The sequence below is a fragment of the Nocardia sp. NPDC005825 genome (assembly GCF_040630175.1).
In the GTDB taxonomy this organism is placed as follows: domain Bacteria; phylum Actinomycetota; class Actinomycetes; order Mycobacteriales; family Mycobacteriaceae; genus Nocardia.
In genome coordinates this window covers 1-18,964 of the sequence record NZ_JBEXXC010000031.1, presented here as the reverse complement: position 1 = coordinate 18,964, position 18,964 = coordinate 1, and the positions used below count along the sequence as shown (strand labels likewise).

The window sequence follows — 18,964 nt, the reverse complement described above, 5'->3', positions numbered from 1 at the left end:
CCTCTTCGGCGAACTGGGCGCCGGTCAGGTCGTCGTGGTGGACGTCGAGGGCTGGGACGGCGAAGGCCAGGGCCGATGCCGTGACCGCTCGATAGGTGAGGGTGTCGTCCCCCCGCGGCGGGAGTGGGGCCGGATTCACGGATCCCACCGCGTTGCCGGACTCTCCGGGAGCCATCCACCAGCCCGCGAAGACCAGCAGGCCGAGCAGTGCCAGGATTCCCCCAGCTGTCGCTTCCTTCCTGGTCACCCTGTCGTCCTCTCCGGTCGTTCGCGTGGCTTTCACCTGGGGAGAACTCTATGAACACGGGTGTTCGCATTCCTGAGTAGCGCGCTACTCGACTTTCGGGTTTGCTCGCGAAGGCGTCCGGGTTCCGGTCGGGAACAAATGGCTCGGGCCGCCTGTTCTGCCCCATGTCACCCCTCGTGGTGACCACGCGGGAGCAGCGCATAGACTGTTCCGTCGGCAACCATGCCTCTAGTCGGTTCCGGTTCACGTCTTCTCGAAGGCGACCCGGCGACCATTGAAAGGACACCCAATGAGGGCAGGAATTCACCCCACTTACGTGGACACCACCGTGGTCTGCGGTTGTGGCAACACCTTCCAGACCAAGAGCACCAAGGAGTCGGGCCAGATCACGGTCGAGGTCTGCTCCCAGTGCCACCCGTTCTACACGGGCAAGCAGAAGATTCTGGACACCGGCGGCCGCGTGGCCCGCTTCGAGGCCCGCTACGGCAAGCGCGACAAGGCTGCCAAGTAGCTGTCCCCCCGACGCCCGTCCTGCGCTCCGCAGGCCGGGCGTTGGTGCGTTTATGGACCTACTAGAACGGGAGTAACCGCGATGGCCGACAAGACGGCCCCCAACGCGATCGACGACATCCTGGCCGAGTACCAGGGGCTGGAGACCCAGCTCGCCGACCCATCGCTGCACAACGACCCGGGCGCGGCCCGTCGCGTCGGCAAGCGGTTCGCCGAGCTCGGCCCGATCATGTCGACCTACAACAAGCTGACCTCCGCGCGCGAGGACCTCGCCGCCGCCGAGGAGTTGGCCGCGGACGACTCGTCCTTCGCGGCCGAGGTGCCCGGTCTGCAGGCGCAGGTGGAGGAGCTGGACAAGCAGCTCACCGATCTGCTCGCGCCGCGCGACCCGCACGACGGCGACGACGTCATCCTCGAGGTGAAGTCCGGCGAGGGCGGCGAGGAGTCGGCGCTGTTCGCCTCCGACCTGGCCCGCATGTACATCCGGTACGCGGAGCGGCACGGCTGGAAGGTCGAGGTGCTCGGCGTCACCTACTCCGATCTGGACGGGTACAAGGACGCCAGCTTCTCCATCAAGAGCAAGGAAGCCTCCCGCGACGGCGTGTGGTCCAAGCTCAAGTTCGAGGGCGGCGTGCACCGCGTGCAGCGCGTGCCGGTCACCGAATCCCAAGGGCGCATTCACACTTCGGCCGCGGGCGTGCTCGTCTACCCGGAACCCGACGAGGTCGAGGAAGTCGAGATCGACGAGAAGGACCTGCGCATCGACGTGTACCGGTCCTCCGGCAAGGGCGGCCAGGGCGTCAACACCACCGACTCCGCGGTGCGCCTCACCCACCTGCCCACCGGCCTGGTGGTGACCTGCCAGAACGAGCGGTCGCAGTTGCAGAACAAGATCCGCGCCAAGCAGGTCCTCGCGGCCCGCCTGCAGGCCCTGCTCGAGGAACAGGCCGACGCCGACGCCGCGGCCGGACGCGCCTCGCAGATCCGGACGGTGGACCGTTCCGAGCGGATCCGCACCTACAACTTCCCGGAGAACCGCATCGCCGACCACCGCATCGGTTTCAAGGCCCACAACCTGGATTCCGTGCTGGACGGCAACCTCGACGACCTGTTCAACGCGCTCGGCGAGGCCGACCGCGCGGCCCGCCTGGCCGCCGAGTAACCGACGTCCGCCCCGCGCCACGCCCGATGTTCCGGGCGCGCGCGGGGTTGGGTTGGAGCGGGTTCGGGTCGGGGATATTCGTGCGAGCATGTGCGTGGGGAGAAAGGTGCAAACAATGAGTCGTGCACCATTGCGGCCGGCCATTCGGGAGGCGGTCGAGATCTTGGCCGCGGCCGGGGTCCCCAGCCCACATGCCGACGCGGAACACCTCGCCGCGCACGTGCTGGGCGTCGATCGCGGGCGTCTGGTCCTGATGCCCATGCTCACTCCCGACCAGCTCGAGGAATTCCGCAAGCTGGTCGCCCGCCGCGCGGAACGCGTTCCGCTGCAACACCTCACGGGCACGGCCGCAATGGGGGAGATCGATCTGGCGGTCGGTCCCGGCGTCTTCGTGCCCCGCCCGGAAACCGAGTTGATCTTCGCCTGGGCGCTGGCCCGGCTGGAGGAGATCGGCCACGAACACCCGCCGATCGTCGTCGACCTGTGCACCGGCTCCGGGGCGCTGGCCCTGGCCATCGCCCACGCCCGCCCCGATGCCGAGGTGCACGCGGTCGAACTCGATCCCGAGGCGCTCGCGTGGGCCCGACGCAACGCCCTGCAATTGGCCGACGAGGGCGATACCCCCATCGACCTGCACGCGGGCGACGTCACCGATCCGGCCATCCTCGACCACCTGAACGGCCGCGTCGACGTGGTCGTCGCCAACCCGCCCTACATCCCCGAGGACGCCCGGCTAGACCCCGAGGTCATGGACCACGACCCGCACCGCGCGTTGTTCGGCGGCCCCGACGGCCTGGATGTCATCCGCCCGATGGTCGCCACCATCGGCCGCCTGCTCCGCGAAAACGGCGCGGCCGCAGTCGAACACGACGACACCAACGGCTCCGGCGTGGCCGCCCTCTTCGCCGCGCACGGCGGCTTCACCGACGTGATCGAGCACCCCGACCTCGCGGGCAAGCCGCGCTTCGTGGTCGCCCGCCGCATCGGGACCGACCGCTAGCCCGGCTCGCCCTCGACCGTGACGCCACGCCAGAAGGCGACATGGTTCCGGATCTTCCGCGCCAGCGGACTCGGATGCGGGTAGTACCACGCCGCATCCGGATTCTCCGCGCCCTCGACGGTGACGGTGTAGTAGCTCGCGACGCCCTTCCACGGGCACACGGTGTGCTTGGCGCTCTCACTGAAGTACTCGCTCTTCAGGGACTCCACCGGAAAGTACTGATTGCCCTCGACCTCGACGGTCGTGGCGGCCTCGGCGATGACCGTCCCGTTCCAGATCGCACGCATCATGAGTCCGTGCCTCCTTCGTCCCCGCGAGCCTATGCCCGCGTCGAGCGCACCGCCCGGGAAGTCCTAGCGGGGGCTCTGCCGCGCCGGGGAGGTTCTGGCGGGGGCTCGGTCCCGCGCCGGGGAAGTCCTGGCTGGGGCTCGGTGTGCCGCACCGGGAAGTCCTGGCGGGGGTCCGGGGGCGCAGTCCCCGGAGTCCTCGGGGTTTCAGGGGCTTGCCCCTGAGCGCTATCGCGAGTTGATCCGTGCCAAGATGTCAGCCGTGAGTACCGTCTACGACTGTGCCGATCCCGACTCCCGCGCCGCCGGTCTGAGTGCCGCGCGCAGCACGCTGAAGAGCGGTCGATTGGCCGTCATCCCGACCGACACGTTGTACGGAATCGCCGCCGACGCGTTCGACAGTCAGGCGGTGGGCGCGTTGCTGGCCGCCAAGCGGCGCGGTCGCGATATGCCGGTGCCGGTCCTGGTCGGGTCGTGGACCACGATCGACGGGCTGGTGTACTCGGTGCGCCCGCAGGCCCGGGAACTGATCCGCGCGTTCTGGCCGGGCGGCCTGAGTCTGGTTGTGCAGCAAGCGCCTTCGCTGGCCTGGGATCTGGGTGACGCGCGCGGCACGGTGATGCTGCGCATGCCACTGCATCCGGTGGCGCTGGAGTTGCTGCGCGAGGTGGGCCCGCTGGCGGTGTCGAGCGCGAACGTGTCGGGGCAGCCGCCGGCCGCCACGGTGGGGGAGGCGCAGGCGCAGCTGGGCGATCTGGTCGGCGTGTACCTGGACGGCGGACCGGCCGATCACGCGGTGGCGTCCACCATCGTGGATCTGACCGCGGACACGCCGCGGGTGTTGCGTGAGGGCGCGGTGCAGATCGAGAAGATCGCGGAGGTGCTCGGCATGTCGCCCGAGGAACTCCGTCAGGCCGGCGCGCGCTGACGGCCCGCTAGATGCTTCTGAGTCAGGGCGTATTCAGCCAGGGCGCGGTCGTCCCGCTGCGGGAGCTGCTGCTGGTGCTGCTGGCCGCCGCGGTCATCGCCTTCCTCACCACGGGCGGAATCCGGGTGCTGGCCATCGCCTTCGGCGCGGTGGCGATTCCGCGGGAACGCGATGTGCACGTGAAGCCGATTCCGCGAATGGGCGGTCTGGCCATCTATCTGGGTCTGGTGGCGGCCGTCCTGTTCGCACATCAGCTGCCCGCGTTGCGCCGGGGCTTCGATTATCCGAAGGACATTCCCGCGGTCCTGGCCGCGGCGACGCTGATCGTGCTGGTCGGCATCATCGACGACCGCTGGGGCCTGGACTGGCTGACCAAGCTGGTGGGGCAGATCACCGCGGCGGGCGTGATGGCGGTGATGGGCCTGAGCTGGGTGGCCATCTACAACCCGTTCACCAACGAGACGGTGGTGCTGGATCCGCTGCAGGGCGGTCTGGTGACGGTGGGCATCACGGTGACCGTCGTGAACGCCATGAATTTCGTCGACGGCCTGGACGGATTGGCCGCGGGCCTGGGGTTCATCGCGGCGGTCGCGGTTTTCGTGTTCACCGTGGGGTTGCTCTACGAGGTGGGCGGTTCCACCGATACGTATCCGCCCGCGTTGCTGGCGGCCGCCCTCGCCGGCGCGTGCCTGGGATTTCTGCCTCACAATTTCTCACCGGCCCGCATTTTCATGGGGGATACCGGATCCATGCTGATCGGATTGATGCTGGCGGCGGTGTCCACCGGTGCGTCCGGGCGAATTCCGCTGCAGGGTTACGGCCCGCGCGACATCGTGGGTCTGTTGTCACCGTTGTTGCTGGTGGGTGCGGTGATGTTCATTCCCGTACTTGATCTTGTCTTGGCCGTGGTGCGCCGTGTGCGCGCGGGTGTGAGTTTCTCCACTCCCGACAAAATGCATCTGCATCACCGTTTGCTGCAGATCGGGCATTCGCAGCGCCGCGTGGTGCTGGTGATCTATCTCTGGGTGAGTGTCTTCGCATTCGGCGCGGTCGGCACCTCGTTGATCTCCGATCGCCGCCTGGTGGTGTTGCTGTTCGCGGCGGGGCTGGTTTTCGCGCTGATCGTCACCGCGGTGCCGTCCTGGCGGGAACTGAGGATCAACTCGGTTCGCAAACCGCCGCGTGGGCGTGATCGCGCCGCCGGGTAGAGTTGCTGTCCGTGAGCACGCCTTCCGATCCCGGTCCCGACGCCCCGCTGCGCGCGGCACTGCGCTACGGCATCGCCGGTTTGGCTGTGCTGGTTGTGGTTTCGGCGATTCTGTCGTCGATCTTCGCCGGCCTGCCCGGCCTGTGGGGCGCCCTCATCGGCTCCGCCCTGGGTGGCGCCTTCATTCTGACCACGGCTGCCTCGGTGCTGTTCAGCGCCAAGATCGAATCGGGCCTGCAGGGCCTGGTGCTGCTGGGCAGCTGGGTCGGAAAGCTGCTGCTGGCAGTGATTGTCGTCGCAGTGCTGCAGAACTACGACTTCTACAGCCGCGGCGCGCTCTTCCTGACCGTGGTCGGCGCCCTGCTCATCGTGCTCGGCGCGGAGACCTATGGCCTTCTGCGCCAACGGGTTCCGGCCGTGCACGTGGAGCGTGACCTGTAGCCGGAGACCCTCCGGCACGGCCGTCGAAACACCGTTCATCCGGCGTTTCCACGACCCCCTACGCATTGTCGTAGATAACTTGATAAACTCTTTACCTGTAGCCAACCGAATCAACAGGGGGGGTCGCCTGAGACCCGCCTGAGAGCAGGTTATGCTTACAGCCGTACCGGACCCTTTCGGGTCACGGTTCTGCACCGTCGACGATGTCGCCGACGCGCGTACAGACGCCAGGGCGTGACCGCCACAGCTGCTGACGAACTTCGAGCCGACCTGAGTCGACCCACCAGATCGTCAATGTCCGATCGAACCGCAGGAGAAAACTATCTCCTGGCGGCCGACCACGGGAGAGAACGCTGAGCGTCACCATTTTGGCAGGCGAGTTCCACGCGCCGTCACTCAACGACTTCTTCCCTCCAGCAGTGCTGTTCGAGGGGACGCCTTTCGAGCTCGACCGTTTGATGCTCATTCGCATCCTGATGTCGGTCGTTCTCGTGGCAGTCATGTTCGCCGCTTTCCGTCGGCCTCAGCTGGTTCCGCGCGGCCTGCAGAATGTCGCCGAATCCGGTCTGGTGTTCGTCAAGGAGCAGATCTGCGACGAGGTGCTCGGCAAGGAATCCGGTAAGAAGTTCTTCCCGCTCATCGCGTCGATCTTCTTCACCGTGCTGTTCCTGAACATCTCGGGCGTTATTCCAGGTCTGAACATCTCGTCGAACGCGCGCATCGGCATGCCGCTGGTGCTGGCTGTCGTCGCCTACGTCACCTTCAACTACGTGGGCATCAAGAAGTACGGCTTCCTGAAATACATGCGCTCGTCCATCGTGGTGCCGAATGTGCCGGCCGCGCTGCACGTGCTGCTGATCCCCATCGAGTTCATCTCGACCTTCGTGTTGCGCCCGTTCACGCTCACCGTCCGTCTCATGGCGAACATGCTGGCAGGCCACATCATGTTGGTGCTGTTCTTCAGTGCCACCCAGTTCTTCCTGTTCGATGCCGCCTCCTGGATGAAGGTGTTCTCGCCGTTCTCGCTGCTCGCGGGCTTCGGCTTCACCCTCTTCGAGCTGCTGGTGGTCTTCCTGCAGGCGTACGTGTTCGCGCTGCTGACCGCTGTCTACATCGGTCTGGCGCAGCACGCCGACTCTCACTGACCGACCGCACCAACTCCATAAACCTGCCTTCCACGCCGCCCGGCGGGTGGGCGACAGAAAGGGAATGAAACACACATGAGCACCCTCTCGTACCTGGCTGCTGAAGTTGCCGAGTCCAAGTCCAAGGGCTTCGGCGCCATCGGTTACGGCCTCGCTGCGATCGGCCCCGGCATCGGTGTGGGCATCGTCGTCGGTAAGGCCATCGAGGGCATCGCCCGTCAGCCCGAGCTGCAGGGCACCATCCGGACCAACATGTTCCTGGGTATCGCGTTCACCGAGGCCCTGGCGCTGATCGGTCTCGTCGCCGGCTTCATTTTCTGATTCCGGCCAAAGACTAGGAATCAACGATGAACAGCACCTATCTGCTTGCGGCTGAGGGGTCCGACGACGTCAACCCCCTCATCCCCGAGCCGTACGACATCTTCTGGTCTGCGGTCGTCTTCATCGTTATCGCCTTCGTCTTCGCCAAGTACGTCGTCCCGCGCCTGACCCAGGTGCTCGACGAGCGTTCGCAGAAGATCGAGGGCGGTATCGCCAAGGCCGAGGCCGTGCAGGCCGAGGCGCAGGCCACCCTGCAGCAGTACCAGGAGCAGCTGGCCGAGGCTCGCCTCGAGGCCGCTCGCATCCGCGAGGAAGCCCGCACCCAGGGTGCGGCCATCCTGTCGCAGATGCGCACCGATGCGCAGGCCGAGGCCGACCGCATCGTGGCCGCCGGCCACTCGCAGCTGGAGGCGCAGCGCCAGCAGATCGTGACCGAGCTGCGGTCCGAACTGGGCCGTACCGCGGTCGACCTGGCCGAGAAGATCATCGGTCAGTCGGTGGCCGACGAGGCCAAGCAGGCGGCGTCGATCGACCGGTTCCTGTCGGAACTGGACGCGAACGCCGGCATCGGGGTCGGAAGGTAACGAACCGAAAGTGGGAAGCATGTACGCAGCGAGCCGCGAGGCGAGTTCCCGTGCGCGGGAAGCTCTTCGGGCCGCTCTGACCGGTAGCGACACCGTCGCGGCTACTACGGGGTCGGAACTGTTCGCCGTTGTCGCCGTCCTCGACGACCAGCGTTCGCTGCGTGTGGCGCTCGCGGATAAGTCGGTGTCGAGCTCGGCGCGAGCCGAGCTGGCCGAACGCGTCTTCGGCGGCAAGATCAGCGGTACCACGCTGGCCGTGCTGACCACGGCCGTGGCCCAGGACTGGTCGCGCGCCCGGGATTTGGTCGACACGCTGGTTCTGCTCGGCCGCGAGGCGCTGTTGCGCGCCGCGGACGAGCGTGGCCGTCTGACCGCGGTCGAGGACGAGCTGTTCCGGCTGGCCCGGATCATCGACGACAACCCGGACCTGGAGCAGGCGCTGCAGGACCACGGCAAGCCGGCGGAAGCCAAGCGGGCCCTGGTGCAGCGTCTGCTCGCCGGCAAGGTCGAAGACATCACCCAGCAGTTGGTCGAGCAGGCCGTGCTGCGTCACAAGGGCGATGTCGGCGCGGCCATCGACGAGCTGTCCGACCTGGCGGCTTCGCTCCGGGAGCAGATCGTGGCGCACGTCCGTGCCGCGGTGGCCCTGACGCCGCAGCAGCGTGAGCACCTGGCTGCTTCGCTGCAGCGCATCTACGACAAGCCCGTCACGGTGCACGTGCAGGAAGACCCGAGCCTGCTGGCCGGCGTCGTCGTGCGCGTCGGCGACGACCTGATCGACGGCAGCGCCGTCGGCCGCCTCCAGCGCTTGCGTCAGTCTCTCGCCTGAGACACGAACGCCAACAGCGCTTATTTGCCGGCCCGCCGGCGCGCAGTAACACACCGACATTCGAGACCACAGCGAGAGCAGGAAGAACATGGCGGAGCTGACGATCTCCCCCGATGAGATCCGTAGCGCGATCGAGAGCTACACCCAGAGCTACACCCCGGAAACCTCCATCGAGGAAGTGGGCGTAGTCACCGACACCGGCGACGGTATCGCCCACATCAGCGGCCTCCCCGGCGCGATGGCCAACGAGCTGCTGGAATTCCCCGGCGGCGTGCTCGGCGTCGCGCTGAACCTGGAGGACACCGAAATCGGTGCCGTCGTCCTGGGTGAGTTCGACACCATCGAGGAGGGCCAGCAGGTCCGCCGTACCGGCGACGTGCTCTCGGTCCCGGTGGGCGACAACTTCCTCGGCCGCGTGGTGAACCCGCTGGGCGCCCCGATCGACGGCCTCGGCGAGATCGAGGCCGACGAGCGTCGCGTGCTCGAGCTGCAGGCCGCGACCGTGCTGGAGCGCCAGCCCGTCGGCGAGCCGCTCGCCACCGGCATCACCGCCATCGACGCCCTGACCGCGATCGGCCGTGGCCAGCGTCAGCTGGTCATCGGTGACCGCAAGACCGGTAAGACCGCGGTCTGCATCGACGCGATCATCAACCAGAAGGCCAACTGGGCCACCGGCGATCCGTCGAAGCAGGTGCGCTGCATCTACGTCGCGATCGGCCAGAAGGGCTCCACCATCGCGGGCGTCAAGGCTGCCCTCGAGGCGCACGGCGCGATGGAGTACACCACCATCGTCGCGGCTCCGGCCTCCGACTCCGCCGGCTTCAAGTGGCTGGCGCCGTACACCGGTTCGGCCATCGGCCAGCACTGGATGTACCAGGGCAAGCACGTCCTGATCGTGTTCGACGACCTGTCCAAGCAGGCCGAGGCCTACCGTGCCATCTCGCTGCTGCTGCGTCGTCCGCCGGGCCGCGAGGCGTACCCGGGTGACGTCTTCTACCTGCACTCCCGTCTGCTGGAGCGTTGCGCGAAGCTGTCCGACGAGCTGGGCGCCGGTTCCATGACCGCGCTGCCGATCATCGAGACCAAGGCCAACGACGTGTCGGCGTTCATCCCGACCAACGTCATCTCCATCACCGACGGCCAGGTGTTCCTGGAGTCGGACCTCTTCAACAAGGGTGTCCGTCCGGCCATCAACGTCGGTATCTCCGTCTCCCGTGTCGGTGGCGCCGCGCAGACCAAGGCCATGAAGCAGGTCGCCGGTTCGCTGCGTCTGGAGCTGGCCTCCTACCGTGAGCTGGAAGCCTTCTCGGCCTTCGCCTCCGACCTGGATGCTGCCTCGCTGGCGCAGCTGGAGCGTGGCGCGCGCTGGGTCGAGCTGCTCAAGCAGGACCAGTACGCCCCGGTTTCGGTCGAGGACCAGGTTGTCTCGCTGTTCCTGGTGGACGCGGGCTACTACGACTCGGTGCCGGTCGGCGACGTGCGTCGCTTCAACGGCGAGCTGCTCGAGTTCCTGCACGGTTCGGTGCAGTCCTCCTTCGACGCCCTCCAGGGTGGCGCGAAGAAGCTCGAGGGCGAGCCGGCCGACGAGATCAAGGCCGCGACCGACAAGTTCAAGCAGGGCTTCCTGGCGTCCGACGGCACCCGCGTCGTCGAGGCCGAGGCCGGCAAGCTCGATCACGAAGAGGTCGAGTCGCTGTCCGTCACTCGCAAGCACGTCGAGAAGTAAGAACGGCGAAGCGAATGCGACTGTCTGACTCGAGGAATGAAGGGAGTGTGAACCGCTAATGGCAAGCGTGCGCGAACTGCGCTCCCGAATTCGTTCCGTGAGCTCGATCAAGAAGATCACCAAGGCGCAAGAGCTGATCGCGACCTCGCGAATCAGCAAGGCGCAGGCCCGGGTCGCGGCTGCCAAGCCGTACGCGGAAGAGATCACCAAGGTGCTCGCCGAATTGGCCAGCGCCAGTGGCAATCTCACCCACCCGCTGCTCACCGAGCGGTCCAACCCGCGGCGCGCCGCGGTCCTGGTGATCACCAGTGACCGCGGTATGTGTGGTGGCTACAACTCCAATGTGCTCAAGCGCACCGAGGAGCTGCTGACCACGCTGCGTTCCGAGGGCAAAGAGCCGGTGCTGTACGTGATGGGCGCGAAGGGCCTGACCTACTACACCTTCCGTGGTCGCTCGACCAACGGTTCGTGGACCGGTTTCTCCCAGGCGCCCAACTACGCCGACGCTTCCGCCGCGTGCAACCACCTGGTGGAGGCGTTCATGGCGGGCGCCGACGGCGAGGTGGCCGCCCCCAACGGGGTCGGCACCATGGCCGGCGTCGACGAACTGCACATCGTCTACACGCGTTTCGTGTCGATGCTGTCGCAGGTTCCCGAGGTGCGTCGCCTGGCTCCCATTCAGGTGAGCTACGTCGACGAGAACTTCGAACTCGGTGAGGACTCCTTCTCCGACGGCAACTCCAACCCGGTTGCCCAGTACGAGTTCGAGCCGGACGCGGACCGCCTGCTGGGCGCGCTGCTGCCGAAGTACATCAACACCCGGATCTACTCGTCGCTGCTCGACGCTGCGGCATCGGAGTCGGCTGCGCGCCGCACCGCGATGAAGGCGGCCACCGACAACGCGACGGATCTGGTGAATTCACTGACCCGTACCGCGAACTCGCTGCGCCAGGCCGGAATCACGCAGGAAATCACGGAAATCGTCGGCGGCGCCAACGCGCTGGCGTCGAGCTCGGACCGCGACTAGACACGGAAGAGAACCAATGACCGCAGCTGTCACTAACGAAACCCGGGTTGGCGCCGGCACTGGCCGCGTCTCCCGCGTCATCGGCCCCGTCGTGGACGTCGAGTTCCCGCGCGGCTCGATCCCCGAGCTTTACAACGCGCTGAACGTGGACATCGCGCTCGCGTCCGTTGCGAAGACCCTGACCCTCGAGGTCGCGCAGCACCTGGGCGACAACATCGTCCGCACCATCTCCATGCAGCCGACCGACGGTCTGGTGCGTGGCGTCGAGGTGCGCGACACCGGCAAGCCGATCTCGGTGCCGGTCGGCGATGTCGTCAAGGGCCACGTCTTCAACGCGCTCGGCGACTGCCTGGACACCCCCGGCCTGGGCCGCGACGGCGAGCAGTGGGGCATCCACCGCCAGCCGCCCGCCTTCGACCAGCTCGAGGGTAAGACCGAGATCCTGGAAACGGGCGTCAAGGTCATCGACCTCCTCACCCCGTACGTCAAGGGTGGCAAGATCGGTCTGTTCGGTGGTGCCGGTGTCGGCAAGACCGTTCTGATCCAGGAGATGATCACCCGTATCGCTCGCGAGTTCTCGGGCACCTCGGTGTTCGCGGGCGTCGGTGAGCGTACCCGTGAGGGCACCGACCTCCACCTGGAAATGGAAGAGATGGGCGTCCTCCAGGACACCGCCCTCGTCTTCGGCCAGATGGACGAGCCGCCGGGCACGCGTATGCGCGTCGCCCTGTCGGCCCTGACCATGGCGGAGTACTTCCGTGACGTGCAGAACCAGGACGTTCTGCTCTTCATCGACAACATCTTCCGCTTCACCCAGGCCGGCTCCGAGGTCTCGACCCTGCTGGGTCGTATGCCCTCGGCCGTGGGTTACCAGCCCACCCTGGCGGACGAGATGGGTCAGCTCCAGGAGCGCATCACCTCGACCCGTGGCCGTTCGATCACCTCGATGCAGGCGATCTACGTCCCCGCCGACGACTACACCGACCCGGCGCCGGCGACCACCTTCGCCCACCTGGACGCGACGACCGAGCTTTCCCGCCCGATCTCGCAGAAGGGCATCTACCCGGCCGTCGACCCACTGACCTCGACCTCTCGTATCCTCGAGGCTTCGATCGTCGGCGAGCGTCACTTCCAGGTGGCCAACGAGGTCAAGCGGATCCTGCAGAAGTACAAGGAGCTGCAGGACATCATCGCCATCCTCGGTATGGACGAGCTCTCCGAAGGCGACAAGGTCCTCGTTGGCCGTGCCCGTCGTCTGGAGAAGTTCCTCGGCCAGAACTTCATCGTGGCCGAGAAGTTCACCGGTCAGCCGGGTTCGGTCGTGCCGCTGGAGCAGACCATCGACGACTTCGACCGCGTCTGCAAGGGCGAGTTCGACCACCTGCCCGAGCAGGCGTTCAACTCCTGCGGTGGCCTGGACGACGTCGAGGCTGCTGCGAAGAAGATCGCCGGGAAGTAGTCACCCATGGCTGATATGTCCGTTGATCTGGTCGCCGTCGAGCGACTGCTGTGGTCGGGCCGGGCGTCCTTCGTCTCGGCTCAGACCACGGAGGGTGAGATCGGCATCATGGTCGGCCACGAGCCGCTGCTCGGCCAGCTGGTCGAGGGCGGCACCGTGACCATCGTGTCCGACGACAACGAGCGCGTTGTCGTGGCCGTGCACGGCGGATTCTTCTCCGTCACCGCCACTTCGGTGCGCGTGCTGGCCGAGTCCGCCGACTTCGCCTTCGACATCGACGAGGCGGCCGCCAAGGCCGTCGTCGCCGATGTGGATGCGAGCCCGGCCGCGCTGGCCAAGGCACAGGGTCAGCTGCGGGCGATCGAGAAGGCCGCCGCGGCTCACTGAGCTCGACGCTGAATACGACGGCGGCGGCCCCGGGGAAATCCCCGGGGCCGCCGCTGTTTTCGCTCCTACACCCCGCGAACCACACGCGCGCCCGGCTGGTGCCCGGCGCGCGTGCCGCGTCTCACTGGAAGGTGAGAATCGGCTTGATGGTGGTGCCGTGGTGGGCGTCCGCGACCGCGGTGTCGATATCGGAGAAGGCATAGGTCTTGCTGATCTTCTCGATCGGGAACTTGCCCTCGGCGTGCCACCGCAAAAGCTGCGGAATGAACTTCTGCGGATCGCCGCTGCCCTCGATGCATCCGCGAACGGCCTTGCCGTTTCCGGTCAGATGGCCGATCTCGAAGTCCATGCTGGCCTCACCGAGTCCGACGAGCACCAGGGTGCCCATGGGGGCCAGCGCTTCCAAGCCCTTGGCGATGACGGCATTCACGGCGGTGGTGTCGAGTGCGAAGTTCGCACCGCCATCGGTGGCCGCCACGATCTGCGCGACCACGTCGTCGGCCGCGCCGTCGATGGTGACGTCCGCGCCCAGCTCCTTGGCCACGGCCAGGCGGTCCGCGGAAAGGTCGATCGCCACAATGGTTCCCGCGCCGATGGCCCGGGCCGCCATGAGCGCGGCCATGCCGACGCCGCCCACGCCGAAGATGGCGATCGAGTCGTTCGGGCCCGGCTTCATGACATTGGCGACCGCGCCGGCGCCGGTCTGCACACCGCAGCCGAACGGGGAGGTGGCGACCAGGTCGACATCCTTGTCCACGACCACGATGCAGCGTGCCGACACCAGCGCGTGGGTGGCGAAACTCGACTGCCCGAAGAACGCGCCCATGACGCGTTCGCCATTGTTGCTCAGCGGCGAGGTGAAATCGGAGCGGCCGCCCGAGGTGTTCAGAATGACGAAATTCTCGCAATAGGGCGGAAGCCCGTTGACGCATCGGGAACATGTGCCGCAACTGGCGTAGGTGAGCAGAACATGGTCGCCCACTTCGATTCCGGTTACTTCCGAGCCGATCTGCTCCACGATGCCCGCGCCCTCGTGTCCGAGGACGATCGGCAACTCGGCGGGAAACACGCTCTTGGAGACCAGGTCGGTGTGGCAGACGCCGGTCGCGACGATGCGCACCAGCACCTCGCCCGGACGGGGTTCCTCGAGGCTGAGGGTCTCCATCGAGAAGGGCGCGTCGGCTCCTCGGGCCACCGCAGCGGTAATTTCCACGGAATCTCCTTCCAAGACATCCCAATTGTCGGGAGCATAAGAACGTGTTCCAGTTTACGGCCATCGGCGATCCCGCTCAGCGGTTCCGTGAGTGGCCTCGTGGACCGCGGACCTGTAGGTCGCCACGGATTCCGGACTGTTCGCCCGGTAATAGCTCTCGCGCCAATCCGGTGTGGTTAAATGCAATCGCCGGTCACCGGGTTGTGATCTGAAGCACCCGGCATTGGGTCGGCAATTCCCGCATTCTCAGCTGTACCTCCACGATGCAACAGCACGATGAGCGAGGGGTTGATGAGCAGGCTTCGAATTGGCACAGGGGGGATCGCTGTCGCCGTCGTCACGGTCGCGGTCGGATTCCTCGCACCGGGTACGGCTGCCGCGGATGTCACGGTGCCGCTGCCCGACGGACATATCGAGGGCCCGGGGGTCAAGATCACGAGTGTTGGTGAGCGCGCGATCATTTCGCCGTCGCTGGCCTCCAACGGCGCGGGCCGGACCTCGTGGGTGACAGGCAATGTCACCGCCGAGGTGGAGACCCCGGAGGGGGATGTCGGTCCCAACAACGGTCCGCTGAACTATCCCGGCACCAATAATTCCGGAACGCACGGATCGTCCAACCTCACCACCGGCTACATCGTCGGCTGTCAGGTCGCGCTGGGGCAGTTGAGCGCGAACGCCGCGATCCTCGTCAGCTCCTCGCCCAGCCTGACCGGTGGATTCAGCTTCCCGCTCTCACCCGGTCAGGTGCAGTGGGTGGCGATCAACAACATCGAGCTGGTCAAGAGCGGCAGCTACACCATCAACTATCAGGACATCCCGATGGAGATCCAGGGCTGCGGCGGTTACGCGCAGGCCCGCCAGGTCTCCGTGGTCGAGATCATCGGCGTCGATTACCACAAGGTCACCCTCTACGGACAGCCGTTCAGCATCGGCTGACGAGTCCACTCCGAAGGAAGGGATCGTATGTACGGCAAGGGAATTCGCGTCCGGAGTGGGCGGATCCTGGGGGTGGCGCTGGCCGCGGCGGCGGGTCTGTCCGGGTTCGGCCCGGCCGCTCCCGCTCGCGCCGACTCCTTCATTCCGCTCCCGGGGGGCTCTATCACCCGGCAGCTCGCCGACGGCACCAACCTGACGGTCCGGATCACCGGGGAGTCGGCCAAGATCAGCGGATCCATGGGATCCACGCCCGTGCACCGCAATGTCTGGACCACGGCGGTGGCCAGTATCGACCTCGACGGCCCGAGCGCCTCGAACTCGACGCTCAAGATCAGCCCCGGCTACATCGTGGGCTGCCAGGTCGACATCAGCGGCATCAACGCGAACAACGCCGGCGGCCAGGCCTACACCCCGGACACCAGCCTGCAGACCCTGGGCACACTGGGCCTCAGCGAGCAGATGGGCAGCGGCATCACGCTCGGACCCGGTCAGGCCGTCGCGCTCCCGATGCTCGATCTGGAGCGGCCCGACGACTACGGCCAGGAATCGCACAAGCGCTACAACAAGGTTCCCGGTCCGCACGCCAGCGTGAGCTGGACCGACGAGACCTTCTCGGTGGACGGCTGTGGCGGGTACGCCCAGGCGCGGGCGTTCGTCGCGGCCGAGGTCGACACCGCCACCTTCATCGGTAATCTGGTGCTCTACGGGGAGCCGTTCACCATCGGGTGACATATATCTTCGACGCCTCGCTGAACAGCGCATTCGTCACATTCGGTGGATGGCCGGACTCCGCCTTTCCGCGGTCGCTACTATCGACCGAAAGCGGGGCCCGGTCTCTGACCGGTCGGTGATCGACAGCAACGCGGATGTGAAGGGACGGAGCGGCATTGCAAACCGGGATGTGGCTTCTGATCATTCTGGTATTGCTGCTGGTCGGATTGGCCTTGGCCTCGACCTATCGCCTCGTCATGCTCCGTCGCGGCGGCACCGCCGCCCTGCTGCGGGTGCTGCCCGCACGCGGACACGGCGGCGGCTGGCGGCACGGCCTGATCCGCTACGACGAGGACACGCTCCTCTTCTACAAACTCTCCAGCCTGAAACTCGGCCCGGACTCCACCATGCGGCGGCTCACCATCGAGGTGGGCCCGCGCCGCTCCCCGGCCGACGACGAGTACGACATCATGACCGACGAGGTCATCGTCATGGTGTCCGACGGTGACGGCAAATACGAGCTGGCCCTGGACCGCGGCGCCATGGCGGCCTTCCTGTCCTGGGTGGAATCGCGCCCGTCCGAGCGCATCCGCCGCCGCCGCGCCGGATAGCCCGACACCGAGAGCGATAGTGTGACCCTGTGAGCGTTCACTTGACGCGGATTTACACGCGGACCGGCGACGACGGCACCACCGGACTGAGCGATTTCTCGCGGGTGGCCAAGACCGACCCGCGGCTGATCGCGTATGCCGACTGTGACGAAACCAATGCGGCCCTCGGGGTCGCCATCGCGCTCGGTCAGCCGGACACGCGGATTCTGACTGTGCTGCGTTCCATACAGAACGATTTGTTCGACGCGGGCGCGGACCTCTCCACCCCCGTCGTCGCCGACCCCAAGTACCCGCCGCTGCGCATCACCCAGGACTACATCGACCGCCTGGAGAAGTGGTGCGACGAGTTCAATGAGCCTCTGCCGCCGTTGAATTCGTTCATCCTGCCCGGCGGCACCCCGCTGGCCGCGCTGCTGCACACCGCGCGCACCGTGGCGCGACGCGCCGAGCGCTCGGCCTGGGCCGCGGTGGCGGCGCACCCGGACGACACCAACGCGTTGCCCGCCAAATACCTCAACCGCCTGTCCGACCTGCTGTTCATCCTCGGCCGGGTCGCCAACCCGGACGGCGACATACTGTGGCGGCCGGGCGGAGACGCCGCGAGCGCGGGAGAGGACCACTAGGCTGACCCCCGTGAGTGAACGGTTTCTGGTGACCGGGGGCAGCAGGCTCGTCGGTGAGGTCGCGGTGGGCGGCGCGAAGAACAGCGTCCTCAAGCTGATGGCTGCCGCGTTGCTGGCCGAGGGTACGACCACCATCACGAACTGCCCGGACATCCTGGATGTGCCGTTGATGGCGGACGTGTTGCGCGGTCTCGGCTGCGATGTGGTCATCGAGGGCGGCACGGTCCATATCACGACGCCGCCGGAACCGAAGTACCACGCGGACTTCCCGGCGGTCACCCAGTTCCGCGCCTCGGTGTGCGTGCTGGGTCCGCTGATGGCGCGCTGCAAGCGGGCCGTGGTGGCGCTGCCCGGCGGTGACGCGATCGGTTCGCGTCCGCTGGACATGCACCAGCAGGGTCTGCGGTTACTCGGCGCGACCTCGGAGATCGAGCACGGCTGCCTGGTGGCCCGGGCCGAGGAGCTGCAGGGCGCGCGGATCCGGCTGGACTTCCCCTCGGTCGGCGCGACCGAGAACATCCTCATGGCCGCGGTGCTCGCCGAGGGCGAGACCGTCATCGACAATGCCGCGCGTGAGCCGGAGATCGTGGATCTCTGCAACATGCTGAACCGGATGGGCGCGAAGATCGCCGGCGCCGGCACCTCGGTGCTGACCATCCAGGGCGTGGAGAAGCTGGCCCCCACCACCCACCGGGTGATCGGCGACCGCATCGTCGCCGCGACCTGGGGCATCGCCGCCGCCATGACCACCGGTGACGTGCGAGTGACGGGCATCAACCCCAAGCACCTGTCCCTGGTGCTGGACAAGCTGCGCTCGGCCGGCGCCCGAATCTCGTTCGAACCGGATGGTTTTCGCGTGGTGCAGGCGGATCGCCCTCGCGCCGTGAACTTCTCGACCCTGCCGTTCCCGGGTTTCCCCACCGACCTGCAGCCGATGGCCATCGGCCTGGCCGCCATCGCGGACGGCACTTCGATGATCACCGAGAACATCTTCGAGGCGCGCTTCCGTTTCGTCGAAGAGATGATCCGCCTCGGCGCCGACGCTCGCACCGACGGGCATCACGCTGTGGTGCGCGGTATTCCGCGACTGTCCTCGGCACCGGTGTGGTCCTCCGACATTCGGGCCGGCGCGGGTCTGGTGCTCGCGGGTCTGGTGGCCGACGGTGTCACCGAAGTCCACGATGTCTTCCACATCGACCGGGGTTACCCGTCTTTCGTGGAGAACCTGTGCGGGCTCGGAGCGGAAATCGAACGCGTCGGAACCTCCGACTGAACGGCCGGTGTCGGGACGTGTTCGCGAAAACCCGTCCTGAACAGGCGATTTGACATGCGAACAACCAACACGTAACTTATTCCAGGTCAGAGCGACACGGACACCGACTCCGGTGAGACGAGCTTCGCCTGATGATCACACTAGCTCCCAGCCAACCAGCGGATTTGGTTCTGCTGCGCGGTCGGGGCTAAGCTGTAAAAGTTGCCTCACGATCGAGCGGGACTAAGAGCCCGGGAGATCGTTTGTGCGTGTGTTCTTTGAGAACTCAATAGTGTGTCGATGAATGTCAGTGCCAAATATTAAATTTGGTTCCAATCATTCTCACCCCCGTGAGGGT

General features: G+C 66.6%; 22 protein-coding genes. 19 read left to right on the top strand and 3 right to left on the bottom strand.

The window, feature by feature from the left end:
• On the bottom strand, positions 1–247 hold a 247-nt coding region (locus ABZ382_RS36375; RefSeq protein WP_357098871.1), incomplete at its 3' end, for a hypothetical protein.
• A gap of 289 nt (positions 248–536) precedes the next feature.
• On the opposite strand from ABZ382_RS36375, the gene rpmE reads away from it, so the two are divergent.
• From rpmE to prmC, 3 genes are all read left to right on the top strand, one after another.
• Positions 537–758 (top strand): 50S ribosomal protein L31, encoded by a 222-nt coding sequence (rpmE, locus tag ABZ382_RS36370; RefSeq protein WP_357098869.1) that lies wholly within the window; start codon positions 537–539, stop codon positions 756–758.
• Between the two features lie 81 nt (positions 759–839).
• Positions 840–1,919, top strand: a complete 1,080-nt coding sequence (gene prfA, locus ABZ382_RS36365; RefSeq protein WP_357098867.1) for a peptide chain release factor 1 — start codon at positions 840–842, stop codon at positions 1,917–1,919.
• Between the two features lie 115 nt (positions 1,920–2,034).
• Positions 2,035–2,919, top strand: coding sequence for a peptide chain release factor N(5)-glutamine methyltransferase (prmC, locus tag ABZ382_RS36360; protein WP_357098865.1), 885 nt, complete (start codon positions 2,035–2,037; stop codon positions 2,917–2,919).
• On the opposite strand, the gene ABZ382_RS36355 is transcribed toward prmC, so the two are convergent.
• Positions 2,916–3,209, bottom strand: a complete 294-nt coding sequence (locus tag ABZ382_RS36355) for a DUF427 domain-containing protein (protein ID WP_357098863.1) — start codon at positions 3,207–3,209, stop codon at positions 2,916–2,918. The two genes, prmC and ABZ382_RS36355, sit on opposite strands and share 4 nt — an antisense overlap.
• A gap of 259 nt (positions 3,210–3,468) precedes the next feature.
• On the opposite strand from ABZ382_RS36355, the gene ABZ382_RS36350 reads away from it, so the two are divergent.
• From ABZ382_RS36350 to ABZ382_RS36300, 11 genes are all read left to right on the top strand, one after another.
• Positions 3,469–4,134: an L-threonylcarbamoyladenylate synthase gene (locus tag ABZ382_RS36350; protein WP_357098861.1), complete on the top strand. Its 666-nt coding sequence runs from the start codon at positions 3,469–3,471 to the stop codon at positions 4,132–4,134.
• Positions 4,135–4,145: 11 nt separating this feature from the next.
• Positions 4,146–5,342, top strand: coding sequence for an MraY family glycosyltransferase (locus ABZ382_RS36345; RefSeq protein WP_357098859.1), 1,197 nt, complete (start codon positions 4,146–4,148; stop codon positions 5,340–5,342).
• Positions 5,343–5,344: 2 nt separating this feature from the next.
• Positions 5,345–5,782 (top strand): hypothetical protein, encoded by a 438-nt coding sequence (locus ABZ382_RS36340; protein ID WP_357098857.1) that lies wholly within the window; start codon positions 5,345–5,347, stop codon positions 5,780–5,782.
• 419 nt (positions 5,783–6,201) lie between these two features.
• On the top strand, positions 6,202–6,927 hold the full coding sequence (gene atpB / locus ABZ382_RS36335) for a F0F1 ATP synthase subunit A (RefSeq protein ID WP_357098873.1): 726 nt from the start codon (positions 6,202–6,204) through the stop codon (positions 6,925–6,927).
• Positions 6,928–7,002: 75 nt separating this feature from the next.
• A complete protein-coding gene (locus ABZ382_RS36330; protein ID WP_040856073.1) occupies positions 7,003–7,248 on the top strand; it encodes an ATP synthase F0 subunit C in 246 nt (81 codons plus the stop codon).
• Positions 7,249–7,274: 26 nt separating this feature from the next.
• Positions 7,275–7,832 (top strand): F0F1 ATP synthase subunit B, encoded by a 558-nt coding sequence (locus ABZ382_RS36325; RefSeq protein ID WP_357098854.1) that lies wholly within the window; start codon positions 7,275–7,277, stop codon positions 7,830–7,832.
• Between the two features lie 19 nt (positions 7,833–7,851).
• Positions 7,852–8,661 carry a F0F1 ATP synthase subunit delta gene (locus ABZ382_RS36320; RefSeq protein ID WP_357098852.1) on the top strand — a complete coding sequence of 270 codons (810 nt, stop codon included), beginning with the start codon at positions 7,852–7,854 and terminating at the stop codon, positions 8,659–8,661.
• An 88-nt stretch (positions 8,662–8,749) separates the two neighbouring features.
• Positions 8,750–10,387 carry a F0F1 ATP synthase subunit alpha gene (atpA, locus tag ABZ382_RS36315; protein WP_357098850.1) on the top strand — a complete coding sequence of 546 codons (1,638 nt, stop codon included), beginning with the start codon at positions 8,750–8,752 and terminating at the stop codon, positions 10,385–10,387.
• 58 nt (positions 10,388–10,445) lie between these two features.
• Entirely contained in the window at positions 10,446–11,414 is a 969-nt protein-coding gene (locus ABZ382_RS36310; protein ID WP_357098848.1) for a F0F1 ATP synthase subunit gamma, read from the top strand.
• Positions 11,415–11,430: 16 nt separating this feature from the next.
• A complete protein-coding gene (gene atpD, locus ABZ382_RS36305) occupies positions 11,431–12,873 on the top strand; it encodes a F0F1 ATP synthase subunit beta (RefSeq protein ID WP_213557738.1) in 1,443 nt (480 codons plus the stop codon).
• A gap of 6 nt (positions 12,874–12,879) precedes the next feature.
• Positions 12,880–13,260 (top strand): F0F1 ATP synthase subunit epsilon, encoded by a 381-nt coding sequence (locus ABZ382_RS36300; RefSeq protein ID WP_357098846.1) that lies wholly within the window; start codon positions 12,880–12,882, stop codon positions 13,258–13,260.
• Positions 13,261–13,381: 121 nt separating this feature from the next.
• Here ABZ382_RS36300 and ABZ382_RS36295 read toward each other — a convergent pair whose 3' ends face one another.
• A complete protein-coding gene (locus ABZ382_RS36295) occupies positions 13,382–14,473 on the bottom strand; it encodes an NAD(P)-dependent alcohol dehydrogenase (protein ID WP_357098844.1) in 1,092 nt (363 codons plus the stop codon).
• A gap of 291 nt (positions 14,474–14,764) precedes the next feature.
• Here ABZ382_RS36295 and ABZ382_RS36290 point away from each other — a divergent pair, with 291 nt between their 5' ends.
• The 5 genes from ABZ382_RS36290 to murA all read left to right on the top strand — a co-directional run bounded on the left by ABZ382_RS36290 (position 14,765) and on the right by murA (position 18,627).
• On the top strand, positions 14,765–15,409 hold the full coding sequence (locus ABZ382_RS36290) for an MspA family porin (RefSeq protein WP_357098843.1): 645 nt from the start codon (positions 14,765–14,767) through the stop codon (positions 15,407–15,409).
• A 27-nt stretch (positions 15,410–15,436) separates the two neighbouring features.
• Positions 15,437–16,138 carry an MspA family porin gene (locus tag ABZ382_RS36285; protein ID WP_357098841.1) on the top strand — a complete coding sequence of 234 codons (702 nt, stop codon included), beginning with the start codon at positions 15,437–15,439 and terminating at the stop codon, positions 16,136–16,138.
• Positions 16,139–16,308: 170 nt separating this feature from the next.
• Entirely contained in the window at positions 16,309–16,731 is a 423-nt protein-coding gene (locus tag ABZ382_RS36280; protein WP_357098839.1) for a DUF2550 domain-containing protein, read from the top strand.
• A gap of 29 nt (positions 16,732–16,760) precedes the next feature.
• Positions 16,761–17,354: a cob(I)yrinic acid a,c-diamide adenosyltransferase gene (locus ABZ382_RS36275; RefSeq protein ID WP_357098837.1), complete on the top strand. Its 594-nt coding sequence runs from the start codon at positions 16,761–16,763 to the stop codon at positions 17,352–17,354.
• Positions 17,355–17,364: 10 nt separating this feature from the next.
• Positions 17,365–18,627, top strand: coding sequence for a UDP-N-acetylglucosamine 1-carboxyvinyltransferase (murA, locus tag ABZ382_RS36270; protein ID WP_357098835.1), 1,263 nt, complete (start codon positions 17,365–17,367; stop codon positions 18,625–18,627).
• Positions 18,628–18,964 lie beyond the last annotated feature (337 nt).

What these genes read in the sequence shown, in the direction of transcription:
- rpmE (WP_357098869.1), top strand. Translation starts at nt 537, where the DNA reads ATGAGGGCAGGAATTCACCCCACTTACGTGGACACCACCGTGGTCTGC.
- prfA (WP_357098867.1), top strand. Translation starts at nt 840, where the DNA reads ATGGCCGACAAGACGGCCCCCAACGCGATCGACGACATCCTGGCCGAG.
- prmC (WP_357098865.1), top strand. Translation starts at nt 2,035, where the DNA reads ATGAGTCGTGCACCATTGCGGCCGGCCATTCGGGAGGCGGTCGAGATC.
- ABZ382_RS36355 (WP_357098863.1), bottom strand. Translation starts at nt 3,209, where the DNA reads ATGATGCGTGCGATCTGGAACGGGACGGTCATCGCCGAGGCCGCCACG.
- ABZ382_RS36345 (WP_357098859.1), top strand. Translation starts at nt 4,146, where the DNA reads ATGCTTCTGAGTCAGGGCGTATTCAGCCAGGGCGCGGTCGTCCCGCTG.
- ABZ382_RS36330 (WP_040856073.1), top strand. Translation starts at nt 7,003, where the DNA reads ATGAGCACCCTCTCGTACCTGGCTGCTGAAGTTGCCGAGTCCAAGTCC.
- ABZ382_RS36325 (WP_357098854.1), top strand. Translation starts at nt 7,275, where the DNA reads ATGAACAGCACCTATCTGCTTGCGGCTGAGGGGTCCGACGACGTCAAC.
- ABZ382_RS36320 (WP_357098852.1), top strand. Translation starts at nt 7,852, where the DNA reads ATGTACGCAGCGAGCCGCGAGGCGAGTTCCCGTGCGCGGGAAGCTCTT.
- atpA (WP_357098850.1), top strand. Translation starts at nt 8,750, where the DNA reads ATGGCGGAGCTGACGATCTCCCCCGATGAGATCCGTAGCGCGATCGAG.
- ABZ382_RS36310 (WP_357098848.1), top strand. Translation starts at nt 10,446, where the DNA reads ATGGCAAGCGTGCGCGAACTGCGCTCCCGAATTCGTTCCGTGAGCTCG.
- atpD (WP_213557738.1), top strand. Translation starts at nt 11,431, where the DNA reads ATGACCGCAGCTGTCACTAACGAAACCCGGGTTGGCGCCGGCACTGGC.
- ABZ382_RS36300 (WP_357098846.1), top strand. Translation starts at nt 12,880, where the DNA reads ATGGCTGATATGTCCGTTGATCTGGTCGCCGTCGAGCGACTGCTGTGG.
- ABZ382_RS36290 (WP_357098843.1), top strand. Translation starts at nt 14,765, where the DNA reads ATGAGCAGGCTTCGAATTGGCACAGGGGGGATCGCTGTCGCCGTCGTC.
- ABZ382_RS36285 (WP_357098841.1), top strand. Translation starts at nt 15,437, where the DNA reads ATGTACGGCAAGGGAATTCGCGTCCGGAGTGGGCGGATCCTGGGGGTG.
- ABZ382_RS36280 (WP_357098839.1), top strand. Translation starts at nt 16,309, where the DNA reads ATGTGGCTTCTGATCATTCTGGTATTGCTGCTGGTCGGATTGGCCTTG.